The organism is Labrys sp. E2SS-1L (assembly GCF_057073705.1).
In genome coordinates, this window is sequence record NZ_CP172712.1 from 1,284,769 (window position 1) to 1,302,002 (window position 17,234).

General features: G+C 66.3%; 13 protein-coding genes and 1 riboswitch. Of the genes, 1 reads left to right on the top strand and 12 read right to left on the bottom strand.

The annotated features are described in order from the left end of the window. Positions 1-24: 24 nt before the first annotated feature. The 12 genes from thiS to ACIGJE_RS05890 form a co-directional block, all read right to left on the bottom strand. Complete coding sequence (gene thiS / locus ACIGJE_RS05835) at positions 25-222, bottom strand: sulfur carrier protein ThiS (protein ID WP_311939151.1); 198 nt, start codon at positions 220-222, stop codon at positions 25-27. Next, positions 219-1,226 (bottom strand): glycine oxidase ThiO, encoded by a 1,008-nt coding sequence (gene thiO, locus ACIGJE_RS05840; protein WP_311939153.1) that lies wholly within the window; start codon positions 1,224-1,226, stop codon positions 219-221. Before thiO ends, thiS begins: the two co-directional genes overlap by 4 nt. Beyond that, complete coding sequence (gene thiC, locus ACIGJE_RS05845; protein WP_311939155.1) at positions 1,210-3,051, bottom strand: phosphomethylpyrimidine synthase ThiC; 1,842 nt, start codon at positions 3,049-3,051, stop codon at positions 1,210-1,212. The genes thiO and thiC overlap by 17 nt, the downstream gene beginning before the upstream one ends. Positions 3,052-3,152: 101 nt before the next feature. Continuing rightward, a riboswitch (TPP riboswitch) is annotated at positions 3,153-3,260 on the bottom strand. Between the two features lie 343 nt (positions 3,261-3,603). Beyond that, positions 3,604-5,235: a GMC family oxidoreductase gene (locus ACIGJE_RS05850; protein WP_483679538.1), complete on the bottom strand. Its 1,632-nt coding sequence runs from the start codon at positions 5,233-5,235 to the stop codon at positions 3,604-3,606. Then, on the bottom strand, positions 5,232-6,728 hold the full coding sequence (locus tag ACIGJE_RS05855; protein WP_483679540.1) for an FGGY-family carbohydrate kinase: 1,497 nt from the start codon (positions 6,726-6,728) through the stop codon (positions 5,232-5,234). The genes ACIGJE_RS05850 and ACIGJE_RS05855 overlap by 4 nt, the downstream gene beginning before the upstream one ends. Beyond that, positions 6,725-7,570, bottom strand: coding sequence for a class I fructose-bisphosphate aldolase (locus ACIGJE_RS05860; RefSeq protein WP_311939161.1), 846 nt, complete (start codon positions 7,568-7,570; stop codon positions 6,725-6,727). Before ACIGJE_RS05860 ends, ACIGJE_RS05855 begins: the two co-directional genes overlap by 4 nt. A 115-nt stretch (positions 7,571-7,685) precedes the next feature. After that, positions 7,686-9,575, bottom strand: a complete 1,890-nt coding sequence (locus ACIGJE_RS05865; RefSeq protein ID WP_483679542.1) for a glycerol-3-phosphate dehydrogenase/oxidase — start codon at positions 9,573-9,575, stop codon at positions 7,686-7,688. An 18-nt stretch (positions 9,576-9,593) separates the two neighbouring features. Further along, positions 9,594-10,589: an aldo/keto reductase gene (locus ACIGJE_RS05870; RefSeq protein ID WP_483679545.1), complete on the bottom strand. Its 996-nt coding sequence runs from the start codon at positions 10,587-10,589 to the stop codon at positions 9,594-9,596. Then, entirely contained in the window at positions 10,586-11,557 is a 972-nt protein-coding gene (locus ACIGJE_RS05875; RefSeq protein ID WP_483679547.1) for a sugar-binding transcriptional regulator, read from the bottom strand. Before ACIGJE_RS05875 ends, ACIGJE_RS05870 begins: the two co-directional genes overlap by 4 nt. A gap of 10 nt (positions 11,558-11,567) precedes the next feature. Then, positions 11,568-12,509: an ABC transporter permease gene (locus tag ACIGJE_RS05880; RefSeq protein ID WP_440727280.1), complete on the bottom strand. Its 942-nt coding sequence runs from the start codon at positions 12,507-12,509 to the stop codon at positions 11,568-11,570. An 86-nt stretch (positions 12,510-12,595) separates the two neighbouring features. After that, positions 12,596-14,113 carry a sugar ABC transporter ATP-binding protein gene (locus tag ACIGJE_RS05885; RefSeq protein ID WP_483680212.1) on the bottom strand — a complete coding sequence of 506 codons (1,518 nt, stop codon included), beginning with the start codon at positions 14,111-14,113 and terminating at the stop codon, positions 12,596-12,598. Positions 14,114-14,394: 281 nt separating this feature from the next. Beyond that, positions 14,395-15,306: a substrate-binding domain-containing protein gene (locus tag ACIGJE_RS05890; RefSeq protein ID WP_394312734.1), complete on the bottom strand. Its 912-nt coding sequence runs from the start codon at positions 15,304-15,306 to the stop codon at positions 14,395-14,397. Positions 15,307-15,824: 518 nt separating this feature from the next. Between ACIGJE_RS05890 and ACIGJE_RS05895 the strand changes: the two genes are divergently transcribed. Beyond that, complete coding sequence (locus tag ACIGJE_RS05895; RefSeq protein ID WP_367623822.1) at positions 15,825-17,168, top strand: acetyl-CoA hydrolase/transferase family protein; 1,344 nt, start codon at positions 15,825-15,827, stop codon at positions 17,166-17,168. Positions 17,169-17,234: the final 66 nt, after the last annotated feature.

Below are 17,234 nucleotides of genomic sequence, written 5' to 3' on the forward strand. Positions count from 1 at the left end.
TGTCGCTGTGATGTCCGCGCTCCGTCACCCTCCCTGCCGGGGCGCGAGAATCTCGACTGCATCGCCGTCCTTGAGGGCGGTCCGATCGCGATCGACGGCCCTGACGAAGCGGCCATTCAGGGCGGTGGCCACCACGCTGTCGCCGAGTTCGAGCGCCTCGAGCAGGCGGGCGAGGGTGGCGGCCTCGGTTTCCTGGCGTTCGCCGTTGACGGTCAAGGTCATGCGCAAACTCCTTGCTGGGCTGTCCGCACGGGCAGGATTCGGTCGGCGGCTTCCTGGGCCAGGGCCGGCGAGAGCAGGAAACCGTGGCGGAACAGGCCGTTGAGCGAGATGACGCGCCCGACCACGGTGAGGCGCGGCAGATTGTCGGGAAAGGCGGGGCGCAGTCCGGCTTCGAGCTCGAGGATTTCGGCCTCGCCGAAGGCCGGATGCAGGCTGAAGGCGGCTGCAATCAGTTCCATGGTCGAGCGCAGGGTCGGCGGCCCCCTATGCTCGCTCTCGATCATGGTGGCGCCGATCATGAAGCGATGGTCGGCGCGCGGCACGATATAGAGCGGAAAACGCGGGTGCAGGAAACGCACGGGCCGGGAGAGGGTGACGCCCGGCGCGTGGACTACGATGGCCTCGCCCCGGACACCGCGCAGATCGGGCAGTTCGGCGCGCGCAGCAAAGCCGCGGCAGTCGATCACGGCATCCGCATCGAGGGCGTGCGGCTCGGCTTCGATCCCGAAGCGGATGGCGACGCCGAGGTCGGCGAGGCGCCCGGCCAGCACCTGCAGCGCCCGTCTCGGGTCGAGATGGGCTTCGCGCGGAAAGAACAGGCCCTGGTGGAAGCGGCCGGCAAGGTCCGGCTCGAGCGTGGCGATGCCTGATACGTCTACCGGGACATGCGCCTTCGTACGGCGGGCGAAACGGGCAATCTCGCTGCCGTCGCGGGCGGGAGCGACCACCAGCGTGCCGCGCTGCACGGTTTCCCGCACATGGCGCGGCCACCAGGCGAGCGCGAGTTCGCCGCGCCGCTCGACCTCGATCTCGGCGCTTTCTCGTTCGCACCAGGGCGCGAGCATACCGCCGGCCAGCCAGGAACAGGCCTGGACACCCAGGACCTCGCTGCGCTCCAGGATCTCGACCTCGGCGCCTCGCGCCGCGCATTCCATCGCCGTGACGAGGCCGGCGACGCCGGCCCCCACCACGGTGACGCGCTTGACGTCATTCGGCCGGGACATAGAGGGCCCCGCCCTGTTCGAGGAATTCGCGCGATTTTTCCGCCATGCCCTGCCGCGCGGCTTCCTCCATCGCCCGCACCTCGTCGCGAAGATCCTGCGTGATCTTCATCGAGCAGAATTTCGGCCCGCACATCGAGCAGAAATGCGCGACCTTGTGCACATCCTTGGGCAAGGTCTCGTCGTGATAGGCGCGCGCCGTATCCGGATCGAGGGAGAGGTTGAACTGGTCCTCCCAGCGGAAGTCGAAGCGGGCCTGCGACAGGGCGTCGTCGCGGACCTTGGCGGCGGGATGGCCCTTGGCGAGATCGGCGGCATGGGCGGCGATGCGATAGGTGATCACGCCGGTCTTGACGTCGTCGCGGTTGGGCAGGCCGAGATGCTCCTTGGGCGTGACGTAGCAGAGCATCGCCGTGCCGAACCAGCCGATCATCGCCGCGCCGATGCCGGAGGTGATGTGATCATAGCCCGGCGCAATGTCGGTCGTCAGCGGCCCGAGCGTGTAGAAGGGAGCCTCGCCGCAGGCGGCAAGCTGCTTGTCCATGTTCTGCTTGATCTTGTGCATAGGCACATGGCCCGGCCCCTCGATCATCACCTGGCAGCCCCTGTCCCAGGCGATCTTGGTCAGTTCGCCCAGCGTCTCCAGTTCGGCGAACTGGGCGGCGTCGTTGGCATCGGCGATCGAGCCGGGACGCAAGCCGTCGCCGAGCGAGAAGGAGACGTCATAGCGGCGCATGATGTCGCAGATGTCGCCGAAATGCTCATAGAGGAAGCTCTCGCGATGCCCGGCCAGGCACCAGCGCGCCATGATCGAGCCGCCGCGCGAGACGATGCCGGTGACGCGGCTGGCGGTGAGCGGCACATGGGCGAGGCGAACGCCGGCATGGATGGTGAAATAGTCGACGCCCTGCTCGGCCTGCTCGATCAGCGTATCCTTGAAGACTTCCCAGTCGAGCTTCAAGGGATCGCCGTCGACCTTCTCCAGCGCCTGGTAGATCGGCACCGTGCCGATCGGCACCGGCGAGTTGCGCAGGATCCAGGAGCGGATGTTGTGGATGTTGCGTCCGGTGGAGAGGTCCATCACCGTATCGGCGCCCCAGCGCGTGGCCCAGACCAGCTTCTCCACTTCCTCGGCGGCGCCGGAGGTGACGGCCGAGTTGCCGATATTGGCGTTGACCTTCACCAGGAAGTTGCGGCCGATCACCATCGGCTCGAGTTCGAGATGGTTGATGTTGGCGGGTAGGATGGCCCGGCCCAGGGCGATTTCGTCGCGCACGAATTCCGGCGTGACGAACTCGGGAATGGCCGCACCGAAATCCTCGCCGTCTGCCCGGCGCCCGGCCGCGCCTTCGAGGGCCTTCTCGCGGGCGAGGTTCTCGCGGAAGGCGGCGTAGACCATCTCCTCGGTGACGATGCCGGCCTTGGCGAACTCATATTGGGTGACAAGCTGGCCGTCGGCGCCGCGACGCAGCTTGCGTTCGGCGGGGCAGGGCGCCACCAGCCGGTCGGCGGAGACATTGCCATTGTCCTCAGGTCTAACGGTACGGCCCTCGATCGCACCGAAGCCGCGGCCGGCGATCCAGCCTTCGCGCAGGGTCGGCAAGCCCTGCTGCAGATCGATGCTGGCGCCGTCCTCGGTGTAGGGGCCGGAGGGATCGTAGACGCGGATGGGAGCGAGCGACGCGTCGCTCAGCGCGATCTCGCGGAAGGGCACCCGCATCTCAGGATGCGAAGCGGGGGCCGCATAGACCTTGCGGGAGCCGGCAATGGGACCGGTGGTCACGCTTTGGGGCGCGGCGATCTTGGTCTTGGGATTTTGGATATTCATGGATCTCCTCCTCGTTGCGAGTCATGGAGATCCGGGGCGACGATTGTCTGGGCAGAACCGGCATCTCAGCCAATTCCGGGACCTGGAGCCAATTTCTAGCGCCAAAGCCCTGTTCCCGTCCCTTCGCCGGCATGACCCGGATCAGGTTCGAAGGGTTCGGCTCTAGGCCATCTCAGCCCCGCTTGCGCAGGACACCCCTCGGAACGATTCCAAGGTTAGACCCGGAATCGGCCTGCGTCCAGAGCGAAGGATTGTCGCATTATTTTGGAAGAAGGCTGCGGCACTCTTTAGGGGGGCGGGTCTTCAGACCCGCCTGCATCGCTAACTCTAAGAAAGAGCCGGGTCTGAAATACTGACTCAAAACTCGCAACAGAACCGAGAAAGGCTCAACCTTTGTCATGCCCGGGCCCGTCCCGGGCATCCAGCTGCTGCAATTCGCGGAGAATGTGGGCCCTAGATCACCGGGACAAGCCCGGTGATGACAAAGGTCGAGGTTTCCTTGACTTTTCTGGCCAGGGCACCAGGACCCCCCAAAGGGGTCGTCGCGTCGCCTCACTCCCGCCAGGCCGCCGCGATCATGTCGGAGGCCTTCTCGGCAATCATCACCACGGGGGCATGGGTATTGCCGGAAACGATGGTCGGCATGACAGAGGCATCGGCGATGCGCAGGCCGGACATACCGCGCAGGCGCAGCTCGGGATCGACCACGGCTGCCGCATCGCTGCCCATGCGGGCCGTGCCGACCGGATGGAAGATGGTGGTGGCGATGTCGCCGGCAGCCTTGGCGAGATCCTCGGCCGACTGGATCGCCGGCCCGGGCTTCAGTTCTTCCGGCCGGAAGGCCTGCATACGCTTCGTCGCCATCAGGCGGCGGGCTGCGCGGATCGAATCGGCCGCGACGGCGCGGTCCCCCTCGGTCGAGAGGTAGTTCGGGGCGATTTCGGGATGGGTCCGGGCATCCGGCGAGACGATGCGGACATGGCCGCGTGCCTCCGGCCGGAGATTGCAGACCGAGACGGTGATGGCCGGAAAAGGATGCAGCGGCGAACCGAAGGCGTCGAGCGACAGGGGCTGGACGTGGAACTCGATATTGGCGCTGCAGAAGCGCGGATCAGACTTCATGAAGATGCCGAGCTGGCTCGGTGCCATCGCCATCGGCCCCGAACGCTTGAGGGCATAGGTGAGGGTGATCTCGGCCTTGCCCAGCAGCGAGGCCTGCCATTCGTTCAGGGTGCGTGCGCCGCTGATCTTGAACACGGTGCGGATCTGCAGATGGTCCTGCAGGTTCTCGCCGACCCCGGGCGCCTCCAGCACGAGCGGGATGCCGTGCCTGGCCAGCAGCGCCGCCGGGCCGACGCCGGAAAGCTGCAGGAGCTGCGGCGTGCCGATGGCGCCGGCCGCCAGCACCAGCTCGCGCCTGATCGAGACGTGGGCGGGCTTGCCATCAAGCCTCAATTCGAGGCCCTCGGCACGTCCGTTCGCGAAGCGGATGCGCTCGGCCATCGCCCTGGTGAGGATGGTGAGGTTCTTGCGATGCCGGACGGGGTTGATGAAGGCCCTGACGGCATTGAAGCGAAAGCCGGCCTTCTGGTTGACCTCGAAATAGGCCGAGCCGGTGTTGTCGCCGGCATTGAAATCGTCGATCTGGGGCACGCCGAGTTCCTCGGCCGCCTCGCGCACCGAGTCCAGGATCGGCCAGGACAGGCGCTGGCGCTCGACGCGCAGCTCGCCCTCCGAACCATGAAAGGCCGCGCTCCCCGCATGGTGGTTCTCCGAACGCCGGAACAGCGGCAGTACATCGTCCCAGCCCCAGCCGGCATTGCCGAGCTGCTGCCATTGGTCATAGTCGGCGGCCTGGCCGCGCATGTAGATCATGCCGTTGATCGAGGAGCAGCCGCCCATCACCCGCCCGCGCGGATAGGCGAGGCTGCGCCCGTTCAGGCCCGGCTCGGCCACGGTCCTGTAGCCCCAGTCGGTGCGCGGATTGCCCATGCAATAGAGATAGCCGACCGGGATGTGGATCCAGTGATAGCGGTCCGAGCCGCCGGCTTCGAGCAGCAGCACCCTGGCCTTGGGATCGGCGGAGAGCCGGTTGGCCAGCACGCAGCCGCCGGAGCCGGCGCCGACGACGACATAGTCATAGGCACCGAGATCGATGCGTTCGCTATCGTGACGTTCGTTCATGCGCCCTCGCGATAGCGTTTCCAGTGTTCGGGCATGGTCTCCGCGAGGCCGCAATAGAGGCGGTAGCGCGCCTCCACCAGCGCCCTGTCCGCGGTGCGGGGCTGGTACTGAGCGGCCTGGCGCACCATGGCGGCGATGCCGTCGTCGAGCGTTGCAAAGGTTCCGGCTGCGACGCCCGCCGCGATCGCCGCGCCCAGCGCACCGGTTTCCTGGCATTCGGCCACGGTGACCGGCAGGTCGAGGATGTCAGCGAACATCTGGCACCAGACCGGGCTACGCGAGCCGCCGCCGGACAGCGAGGCGCGGGTGATTTCCGCCCCGGCGCGGCGCAGGCGCTCGATATGGCGGCGATGTTCGAAGACTACGCCCTCATAGAGCGCGTGGAGCATCTCCGCTTTGCCGTGCCAGCCGGCGAGGCCGATGAAGGCGCCGCGTGCATCGGGATGGGTGGACGCGCCGAACAGGAAGGGCAGGAACAGCGGCAGCTCCGGATGCGGGGCAACCGATGCCACCAGCCCATTGCAGGCCTCGAACGCGGCCGGACCGTGCCCGCCGCCGAACTCGCGTACGAACCATTCGAGATTGACGGCCGAGGTGGCGCTGGATTCGACCGCGACATAGCGGTCCGGGCGCCAGGTCGAGGCGTGGAAGATGGTGTTGTCGATCAGCGGCGTCTCGCGCACCACCTGGTTGATGCTCCAGGTGCCGGCCACGATCGCCGCCTCGCCGGGCGTGTTGACGCCGGAGCCGATCATCGAGGCGATGATGTCGAAGAAGCCGGCGGCGACAGGCGTTCCCTCGGCGAGGCCGGTGGCCGCCGCGGCGTGGGCGGTCACGCGGCCTACCGATGCTTCGGATTCGATGAGATCGGGCAGCAGTCCCGCAGCATCGCCGAGGCCATAGCCGTCGAGCAAGGTCTCATCATAGCGCCGTTCGGGCAGGCGCAGCAGGCCGGCGCCGCTCATGTCCGAAAAATCGGAGACGAGCCTGCCGGTGAGCAGCAGAGTCAGCGCATCCTTGCACAGGAAGGCGGTGCTGGCCCTGGCATAGAGATCGGGGCGGTTCTGCTTCAGCCAGAGCAACAGTGTCGCCGTCTGCGCCGGCCAGGGCCGCTGCAGGCAGAGCGGATAGAGGGCGTCGGCAGCCGGCGAGGCGCGCAGTTCGGCGGCGAGGCCGGCGGCTCGGTTGTCGATCGACTGGATGCCGATGAGGGGCTGGTCATCCCCGTCGATGAGATAGAGACCGTTGCCGTGGCCGGCCGTGCCGATGCCGATGACGTCCTTGCCCTCGACGCCGGCCTCCATGAGGCAGCGCCGGATCACCGTGGCGGCATTGGCCCAGAGTTCGGCGATGTCGCGCTCGACATAGCCGGGCTGGGGCTGTCGCGACTGGCCGTCCAGCGCTGCCCGCGCCAGGACCCGTCCTTCGAGGTCGAACAGGACGGCCTTGACCACGGTATTGCCGGCATCGATGCCGAGGAGATGGCGCGTCACGCTGCGGCCTCGTAGATGGCCCAGGCCTCACCATCGTCGGCGCCCTGATGGATCATCGCCATCAGGGCCTTGACCACGCGGGCCGGGTTGTCGTGCTGGTAGATGTTGCGGCCATAGACCATGCCATGCGCGCCCTGGCGCATCAAAGCGTGGGAATTGGCGAAGACCTGGCGTAGATCCGCCTTGCCGCCGCCGCGCACCAGCACGGGGCAGCGGGCGGCCTCGACCACGCGATGGAAATCGGCGGGATCGCTGGTCGGGTCGGCCTTGACGATATCGGCGCCGAGTTCGCGGGCAAGGCGCACCAATGTCACGATCTTTTCGGCGTCGCCATCGACGAGATAGCCGCCGCGTTCGCTGGCAGGCTGCATGACCAAAGGCTCGATCATCAGCGGCATGCCGTATTTCTCGCAATCCTGGGCCACGCGCGAAATATTCTCGATGCATTGCCGGAACAGGCCGGGCTCGTCCGGCAGCATGAAGAGATTGACCACCACGCAGGCCGCATCCATGCGCAGCGCCGGGGCGATCGGATCCTGCGCGTTCTGCAGGAGGGCCCACATCTCGCGATGGCGCTGGCGGTTATAGGGATTGCCCATGTCGATGCGCATCACCAAAGCAGGCTTGTGCTTGCCCGGGATCTCCTGCAGCAGGTCGGCCTGGCCGTAATTCATCTGGATGGCATCGGGGCCGGCATCGGCCAGCATGCGCACGACCTTGTCCATGTCCTCCAGCCCGTCGAGGAAGGACGGCTCGTTGCACACGCCGTGGTCGATGGCGACGTCAAGACATTTGCCGGCGCCGAACAGGCGGTTCATCCGGACTTTCTTGGTGAGATACATGGGCCTTCCCTGTGGTTTTCTTTACCCTCCCCTGGAGGGGGAGGGTCGGCCCATAGGGCCGGGGTGGGGTGGAATCGGCAAAGGGGCAGGGAGGAGAAACTTCCTCGCCAAGAAATCACCCCACCCCGACGCTTCGCGTCGACCCTCCCCCTACAGGGGAGGGTAAAAGAGGGGCCGGAAGTGAAGAGTTGCGGGCCACGAGCGTCGTCGCCGCGAGGCCGTGATGGTGATCGAGATGGGTGAGCAGCCGGTCGATCTCGGCTTGGGTCTGCGTCTGGCTCCAGCCCAGAGGGGAAGCCGCCAGCGCGGCCAATTCGTGGATGGTGTCGAGCGACAGCTCGCCGCTGAAGGCGATGGTCATGCGCCGCAGCACCAGGTCGGCCAGGGTGGCGACCTGACCGGTGGCGAGGATCCAACGGACCTCGTCGCGGCTGTAGCTTGGTAGCGAGGCGAGGAGGGCATCGTCGGCGCCGGGCATGAAATCGAGCATGCGCGTGCCGTAGCGCTCGAACAAGGCGGCGCAGCGCTCTTCCGAAGTCCCTGTCGAGATGGCAACCTGGCGCAGCCAGTCCCGGCGTTCGGCCTCGCCTTGCGGGAAGCCCTTGCCGCCGCCGATCGCCAAGGCCTCGCTCGAACGCGTGCGGTCTGTCCCGAGGCGGGCCAGCACCGTATCCGCGGCCTGGGCACCGAAGGCACGGAAGGTCGTCCACTTGCCGCCGACGAGGTTGAGGACGGGAACCGGCCCGGGAGGCGTCGACCATTCGCAGCTATGATCGCGCGAGATCTCGGCATTCACATTCGCATCGGCCCGCGGCAAAGGACGCACGCCGGCGAAGCGGAACAGGATGTCGACTTCCGACAAAGCGATGCCGGGGAAGACCTCGCGGATCGACTCCAGGATATAGGCGGTTTCGCTGGCCTCGCAGCGCACGCCATCGGGCGTGTCGACGCGGATGTCGGTCGATCCGGCGAGGATATGGCCGAAATGGGCGAACAGGATGCACACGCGCCCTTCGCGATTGGCGAAATAGACCATGCGCTCGCCGATGGCCTCGAGGAGGGCGGGGCTGTCGAGGACGAGATGGGAGCCCTTGGTGCCGCCGATCAGCGCGGTCTGCCGGCCTGAGATCAGGGCGTTGGTCTGGTCGATCCAGGCCCCGCTGGCATTGACGATCACCTCGGCGGTGAGGGTGATGCGCTCGCCGGTCAGGCTGTCGGTGAGTTCGGCGATGGTGCCGTCCAGCCTGGCGAGGCCGAGATGGTTGAGCGCCAGCGCCTGGGGGCAGGCCGACTCGGCATCGGCGATCAGTTCGAGGCCGAGCTGCTCCGGCCGGCTGATCTTGGCATCGTGATAAAGGGCGGCATAGTTGATGTCGGGATGGAAGTCGGGCCAGTTAAAGCGGGTGGCGCGGCGGCCGAAGAAACGGCTCTTCGGCAATTGGCGTTCGCGGCGGGCATAGAAATCGTAGAGGGCGAGCCCCAGCCGCACGATCAGGGCGCCGCGCGGTCCCGGCTTCGGCCGCCCGCCGAGAAAGCGGCGCGCCGCCGACAGCGTGCCGGAGAAACGATCGGCCAGCGGGATCAGGGTCGGCAGCGCGCTGACGTAATGGGGCGCGTTGCGCAGGAGGCGGTTGCGCTCCAGCAGGGACTCCTTCACCAGTCCGAATTCGCCATTCTCCAGGTAGCGCAGCCCGCCATGGATCATGCGGGACGGCGCCGCGCTGGCCCCGCTCATGAAATCCCCGCGCTCGACGAGCACGGTGTCGATCCCCTGCAAAGCGAGTTCGCGAAAGGTGCTGATGCCGTTGATGCCGCCGCCGACCACGAGGACCGCAATGCGGCCTTTCGCGCGCAGCCTGTCGAGCCGTTCCGCCCGGCTCGTACCGACCCTGGGGGGCGGGTCTTCAGACCCGCCTGCGAGCGTGGTGTTTGCAGCCGGGTCTGAAGGCCCGCCCCCCGAAGAGCCTCGCCAGCTGGCGTCGCCATGGCCTGGTTTAGGCGTCATGCCACCAACTCCACCCTGTCAGGCCGTGACGGCGGCAAGATGGGCCGCGATGGCGTCATCGATAGCGGCGAGGTCGTCAGCCGACAGGTCGAGCCGCCCGGCGGCGGCATTCTCGCTGGCCTGCTTTTCGTCGCGTGCGCCGCACAGGGCATAGGTGATGCCTGGCTGGGCGATGGTCCAGGCGATCACGAGCTGGGCGATCGTCGCGCCGTGGGTGGAGGCGATCGGGGCCACCGCGGCGGCGAAATCGGCGACGCGGGCGCGGTTGTCGCGCGAAAAGCGCGGATTGTCCTTGCGCAGGTCATCGCCGGCGAAGTCACGCTCCGGCCCGATCTTGCCGGTGAGCAGGCCCAGCGCCAGCGAGGAATAGCTGAGCGTGGAGACGCCGTGGGCCGTGCTGACAGGCAGGAGGCTGGTTTCGATCTCGCGGTCGAGCATCGAATAGCGTTCCTGGATGGCATCGACCGGCCCGGCGGCGAGATAGGCCGTGAGGTCGTCGGCGCTGACGTTGCTGACGCCGATGGCGCGGATCTTGCCGGCGCGCTTCAGCTCGAGCAGCGTGTCCATGGTCTCGGCGATCGGAGTAGTCGGGTCCTGCCAATGGGTGATGAAGAGGTCGATATAGTCGGTCTTGAGGCGTTCGAGGCTCTGCTCGATCTCGTGCAGGATGCCGTCGCGTCCGAGATAGCGATGCACCTTGTGGTCCATCTCGTCGAAGAAGTGATTGCCCTTGCCGTGATGCCAGTTGAGCCCGCATTTGGTGGCGATGACGACTTCATGGCGGCGGCCCTTGACGGCCTGCCCGACCAGCGCCTCGGCCCGGCCGAGCCCATAGGCCGGGGCGGTGTCGATCAGCGTGACGCCCTTGTCGAGGGAGGCGCGGATCGCGGCGATCGAGGCCTCGTCGTCATGGCCGCCCCACATCCAGCCGCCCATGGCCCAGGTGCCGAGTGCGATGGCGCTGGCGGCGATGTCGGAATGGCCGAGTGGGCGCAAGGGAATCGGAGGGGTCATGTCGGCCTCTTGAGAATGTCGAGTACGTGGGTGCCGGTGGCTTCGTCGGTGGCGAGGATGTCGAGATAGCCGCCGCGCAGGATGCCGGCGATCGGCTCGGCCTTGTGGGCGCCGGTGGCGATGCCGATGGTCATCGGGATGGCCCTGAGTTCCTCGGGGCTGAGCGCGACGACGCGCTCGTTGAGGGGGTAGTGGCAGGGGCGGCCGTCGGCATCGATGAGATGGGCGATCAGCTCCCCGGCCGCCCGGCTCTGCCTGAGGCCGTCGAGCCCATCGGCGCCCGGGGCATGCAGGCTGAAATAGGTCGAGCTTTCCGAGAGCACCGAGCCGATGCCGACCAAGGCGATGCGGGCGCCCCGCGCCCGGTCCAGCACTTCGCCGACCGATTGTAGCGACATCAGCACATCCCGCTCGGCGCGCGAGGCCGCGAAGATCGGCGCATGGATCTGGAAAGCGCGTCCCTGCAGCTTGGAGGCGAGCTGGGCGGCGAGGTGGTTGACGTCGACGAAATGCTTGCCCTGCACGCCGCCGGTGGCCGGCACCACGGTGACGTCATAGGCGCGAGTGGGCGCCAGGGCCTGGATCACGGCGCTGACGCCGACCCCGCCGGAGACGCAGATGGTATCGCCGTCCCTGAGGACGGTGAGGATATGGTCGGCGACCGAACGGCCGGCGGCCTGGAGGTTGACGCTGTCCTGGTCGGAGGCGGTGGGCACCACAATCGCCTCGGCGAGGCCGCTCGCCTCGGCCAGGGCCTGTTCGAGCTCGAACAGATCCTGGCGCGGCGACTTCACCTCGATCCGGACATAGCCGCGCTCATGCCCTTCCTTGACGAGGCGGTTGACCATCGGATGGGACAGGCCGGTGCGCTTGGCGATCTCCGCCTGCGAGAGGCCCTCGATGTAATGCATGACCAATACCCGATGGATGCGGCGGAGCCGCTGGTCGCCTTCGTTGTCTTTTGCCACGATGCCTGTCCTATGCCTTACGAGTCAGAGCCTGCTTGCGCTTATGTAGCAGGTGATCGAAGGCGACGGCGGCAAACAGGATCAGGCCGCGTATGGTGTCCTGCCAGTAGGGCGAGACGTCGAGAAGGATGAGCGAGCTCGACACCACCGACAGCAGCGCCATGCCGAGGATGGCGCCGAGGATGGTGCCCGAGCCGCCATTGAGGCTGGCCCCGCCGATCACGGCGGCGGCGATGATGTTGAGCTCCATGCCGACGCCGAAGGTCGGCGTCGCCGCCCCGAAGCGGGCCATGTAGATGACGCCGGCGACACCGGCCAGGGTCGAGCACAGCACGATGCAGAAGAACTTCACCCGGGCGGTGCGGATGCCCGAATAGGCGGCGGCCCGTTCGTTGGAGCCGGTGTAGAAGACGCGGCGGAACAGGGTCGCCTTGCGCAGGAGCAGGTCGAAGGTGACGACCACGATGAGGAAGATCAGGATCACCACGGGCACACCGTAGACGGAGCCCTGGCCGACGAACTTGAAGCTCGGCGGCAGGGAGAACAGCGACAGCGGCGTGCCGCCGGTGATCGCAAGGCACAGGCCCCGCACGATCACCATGAAGGCGAGCGAGACGATGAAGGAATGCAGGCCGATGCGCGTCACGGCCAGCGCCATGGCGGCGCCGATGGCGGAGCAGGCGAGGATGGCCATGGCGCTGGCAAGCCAGGGGTCGACACCCGCCAGGAAGAGCCAGCCGCCGATCACCATGGCGAAGCAGACGACGGAGCCGACCGAGAGGTCGATGGCGCCGACGATCAGGAGCACGGTCATGCCGACCACCACGATGCCCTCGACGGCGAAGGACATCGTCATGGCGCGCAGATTGGTCCAGGTCAGGAAATAGGGCGAGGCGAAGGACATCACCACGCACAGGGCCAGGATGATCAGCACGAGGCCGAGCTCGCGCATGTTGCCGAGGCCGCGCAGCCAGTTCGAACGGGCCGGCGACGGCGCTTCGGGGTGCTTCTGGTTCACTGAGGTTTCACCCATCACGGTCATGCCGCCCTCCCGGTGTTTTTGTTCAGTCCCGATGCGAGGCGGATCAGTTTGTCTTCGGTCATGTCGGGTCCCATGACCTCGCCGACGATCCCGCCCTCGTGGATGACGAGAATGCGGTCGGCGAGGCCGATCAATTCGGGCAGTTCGGACGAGATCACCAATATGCCGGTGCCCTGGTCGGCGAGCTCGCGCAGGATGCGGTGGATTTCCGCCTTGGCGCCGACATCGACGCCGCGGGTCGGCTCGTCGAGCAGGATGACCTTCGGCGCCACCGACAGCATCTTGGCGATGGCGACCTTCTGCTGGTTGCCGCCCGACAGCGTGCTGACCGCATCGTTCAGCGAGCCGCGGCGCAGGCGCAGGAGATCGCCGAGGCGGCGCGCCTGCTCCAGCTCGGCTGCCCGGTCGACGAAGCCGATGCGGGTGGAGACACGGCCGAGATCAAGCGCCGAGACATTCGCGGCGATCGGCAGATCGAGGAAAACGCCCGATCCCTTGCGGTCCTCCGAGAGATAGACGATGCCGCTGGCGATGCTGTCGGCATAGGTCGTGGGGGTCACCTCGCGTTCCTCGAGCCGGATCCTGCCGGCGCTGCGGGGCAGCAGGCCGCAAATGCCGAGCGCCATTTCTGTGCGCCCGGCGCCGATCAGCCCGGCGACGCCCAGCACCTCTCCACGCCGGAGTTCGAAGGAAATGTCCTTGAAGCGCACACCGTCGGTGAGGCCCTCCACCGTCATCAAGGCGGGCGCTTGGGCGCTTTGCGGGTTCTTCGGCGGATAGAGTGTGCCCAGCGCACGGCCGACCATCTTGCCGACGACGCTTTCGGGCGTCATGGCCGCGATGTCGTCGGTGGAGACGTGCTGGCCGTCGCGCAGCACCGTGATGCGGTCGCAATGGCCGAAGATCTCCGCCATGCGGTGGCTGATATAGATGATGGAGATGCCGCGCGCCTTGAGGCCGGCCATGATGCCGAAGAGCTTGCCGGCTTCGCGCTCCGTCAGCGCGGCGGTCGGCTCGTCGAGAATGAGGATCGAGCAGTCGAGGGTGAGCGCCTTGGCGATCTCGACGATCTGCTGCTCGGAAATGGTGAGGTCGCTGACGAGGCTGTCGGGATCGATGCTGCCGAGTTCGGCCAGGATGGCGCGGGCCTTTTCGCGCAATTCGCCATAATTCATGAAGAAGGCCTGGCGACGGTTGGTCGCGGCCATGAAGATGTTCTCGGCCACCGAGATGCCGCTGCACAAGGCGATCTCCTGGTGCACGAGGCCGATGCCGAGCGCCTGCGCCCGCGCCGGCGAGCCGATCTCGACCTTTTCGCCGCGGATGCGGATCTCACCGGCATCGGGCCTGACGATACCGTCGATGATGTTCATCAGCGTGGACTTGCCCGCGCCGTTCTCCCCGGCGAGGGCGTGGATCTCGCCCTTGCGGACGCTGAGGCTGACATTGCGCAGGGCCTGGATCGCGCCATAGGCCTTGCTGATGCCTGTCACTTCGAGGGCGAGATCATGGATCATGGCCGGTCTTCGTCCTGGGTGAGGGGGGAGAGGGCTGACGTTCGGATAGGGCAACGCAACCCCTCATCCGCCTGCCGGCACCTTCTCCCGCAAGGGGAGAAGGCAATCTTTTGGATGGCGCAGCACTGCCAATCGCCTTCTCCCCTTGCGGGTGTCGTCCACTCCCCTTGGAGTGGACTGGGTGCCCCGAAGGGGCGGATGAGGGGTCGCTCCGCGCTACCCGGAGTTCAAAGCCGCCTGGGAACACTGCGCTTGCAGGCAGGTCCGACGGGCCCCGATTATTCCTCGATGCCCTTGGTGCCGCGGCGCTTGAGATAGGCGTCCCAGTAGAAGTCGTCGGCATTGTCCTTGGAGACGACGGCAAAGCCATTGTCGACGAAGGGTACGCCCATCGGGTTGTAGCCGGCGCGCTTCCAGTCGTTCATCGGGTCGATTAGGTCGGGATGCTTGGCCATGAACAGCAGCATGAAGCCCATATAGCCCTGGATGCCCTGGTTGGGATTGACCGAGCCGAAGACCTGTCCGGCCTTGATCATGTCGAGGATCTTGGCGTTCACGTCGGCGGTCATCACCTTGATCTTGCCGCCGAGCTCCTGGGAAGCCTGGGCTGCCCCCAGTGCCGAATTGGCCTCGGGCATGAACAGGGCCGCAAGATTGGGATTGGCCTGGGCGAGGGACTGCACCGCCTGATAGGCCTTGGTCGGGTCCTGGTTGGTGGCGACGCGGCCGACCAGCTTCATGCCGGGATATTTCTCGCCCATGCGGGCGATGAAGGCGGCGACGCGCTTGTCGTGGTTGTCCTGCCCTGGGTTCTCCAGCACGGCATAGTCGCCCTTGCCGTCCAGCGCCTTGGCGACCATGTCGGCGGCCGCGATACCCTCCCGATTGTTGTCGGAGGTGACATAGGAGGCGCGCTTGGAATTGGGCGAGTCGGCCGCGAAGGTCACCACGGAAACGCCGGAGTCCACGGCGCGGTTGATCGGCTCGATGAAGGGATCCGAATTCATCGGATGCACCAGGATGCCGGCCGGGTTCTTGGCCAGGGCTTGGTCGAAGCTCGCGATCTGCTTGGTGACGTCATATTCCGGCGTGCCGGTATAGGCCGTCTTGCAGCCCATCGACTGGGCGGCCTGCTTGAAGGCCTCATAGACCGGGAACCAATATTCCACCCCCGAGACCATGACGTTCATCACATAGGTCTCGCCTTCCTTGCAGCGGAACTTGCTGTCTGCCTGCGCGCTCGCGCCGGAGACGAAAGCCGCGCTCGCGGCCAGTCCGATGAGCCATTTCCTGATGGGCATCCTCACCTCCCGATGGTGTTCGCCGGGCTGTTTCCCGGTGTTGTCGTTTGATGTTGAAATAAATTTCACTATGTGATATTCATTTCAAGGAGGATATAGAGGAGTTTGCGGGCGGACGCAATGGCCTTTCGGCGGCGGCGTATATCCGGGGTGCCGATCTCCTCAGCTCCATCAGGCGATGGAGCGCGATCGGCATCTTTGGAAACACCGCATTTTTCTCAAGGAAGACACCGGTCCCGCTCCATCACCTGACGGAGTTGAGGAGATCGGCACATCGCGTCCGCGGACGGGATGCTCCGGCTTCCGGAAAGCCATGTCCGTCCCTCCCCTTCGGTTGACAGCGCTGTGGTCGTCAGGGAAGCTGACGCAAAGGGCGCAAAGCGCCGTCACGATTGGGAGGAAGCGCCATGACCATTGGGCTTCGGGGCAAGCAGGCGACGAAGATCACGGCGGCCGAGGCGGCGGCGCGGGTCAAGCCCGGCATGTGGCTCGACTACGGATTCGGACTGACCCAGCCCGATGCCTTCGAGGTGGCCCTCGCTGCCCGGCGCGACGAACTCCATGACGTCAAGATCCGCCACTGCCTCACGATGCGGGCGCGCGCCACCCAGGAATGCGACCCCAATGGCGAGCATTTCGGCTGGTTCAACTGGCACTTCTCCGGTTATGACCGCAAGCAGCACGATGCCGGGCGCTGCAACTACATCCCGTTCAATTTCGGCGAGGCGCCGGACTTCTATCGCCGCTTCATCGATCCCGTGGACATCGTCGTGATCAAGACGGCGCCGATGGATTCGGAGGGCTATTTCAACTTCGGCGGCGGCGCCACCTATGTCGAGGCCATCCTCGAGCGGGCCCGCCTGATCATCGTCGAGGTCAACGAGGACACCCCTGCGGTCTATGGCGAGGGCAACCGCGTTCATGTCGGCGCGGTCGACCACATCATCGAGGGCGATGGCCAGAAGGCGCCTGAGATCGGCAATCCCGAGCCGAGCGAGATCGACCGGGCGGTCGCGGCCCGTATCGTCGAGGAAATAGAGGACGGGGCCTGCCTGCAGATCGGCATCGGCGGCATGCCCAACGCCGTCTGCACCATCCTCAAGGATAGCGGCATCCATGATCTCGGCATCCATACCGAGATGATGACCGACGGCATCGTCTCGCTCTATGACGCCGGCCTGGTGACCGGTGCGCGCAAGATCATCGACCGCGGCTGCTCGGCCTTCACCTTCGCGGCCGGTTCGCGCCGCCAATATGAAGCGATCAACCGCAACCCCGATTTCAGATCCTATCCGGTCGACTACACCAATCTGCCGCACAACATCGCCAAGAACGACAATGTCGTCTCGATCAACAACACCACGCAGATGGATCTGCAGGGCCAGGCGGCCTCCGAGAGCGACGGCCATCGCCATATCTCGGGCACCGGCGGCCAGCTCCAGTTCGTGCGCGGCGCCTATGCCTCCAAGGGAGGCAAGTCCTTCCTGTGCATGTCCTCGACCTTCGACAAGCGCGGCGACCGCCGCAGCCGTATCGTGCTCAATCTGACGCCGGGCAATGTGGTCACCACGCCGCGCACCGACGTGATGTATGTCGTCACCGAATACGGCATGGTCAATCTCAAGGGGCGTTCGGTGGCCGAGCGCGCCAAGGCCCTGATCGGCCTCGCCCATCCCGATTTCCGGGAGGGCCTGGAACGCGAGGCCCGCGAGAACGGTCTGATCCCGCGCTTCTGCTACGGCATGGCGTGAGGAGAGGTTCCTGGGACCGCAGGCGTCTCGCCTGCCTCTATCTTTCCTGCAAGCTCGGTGCTTCCA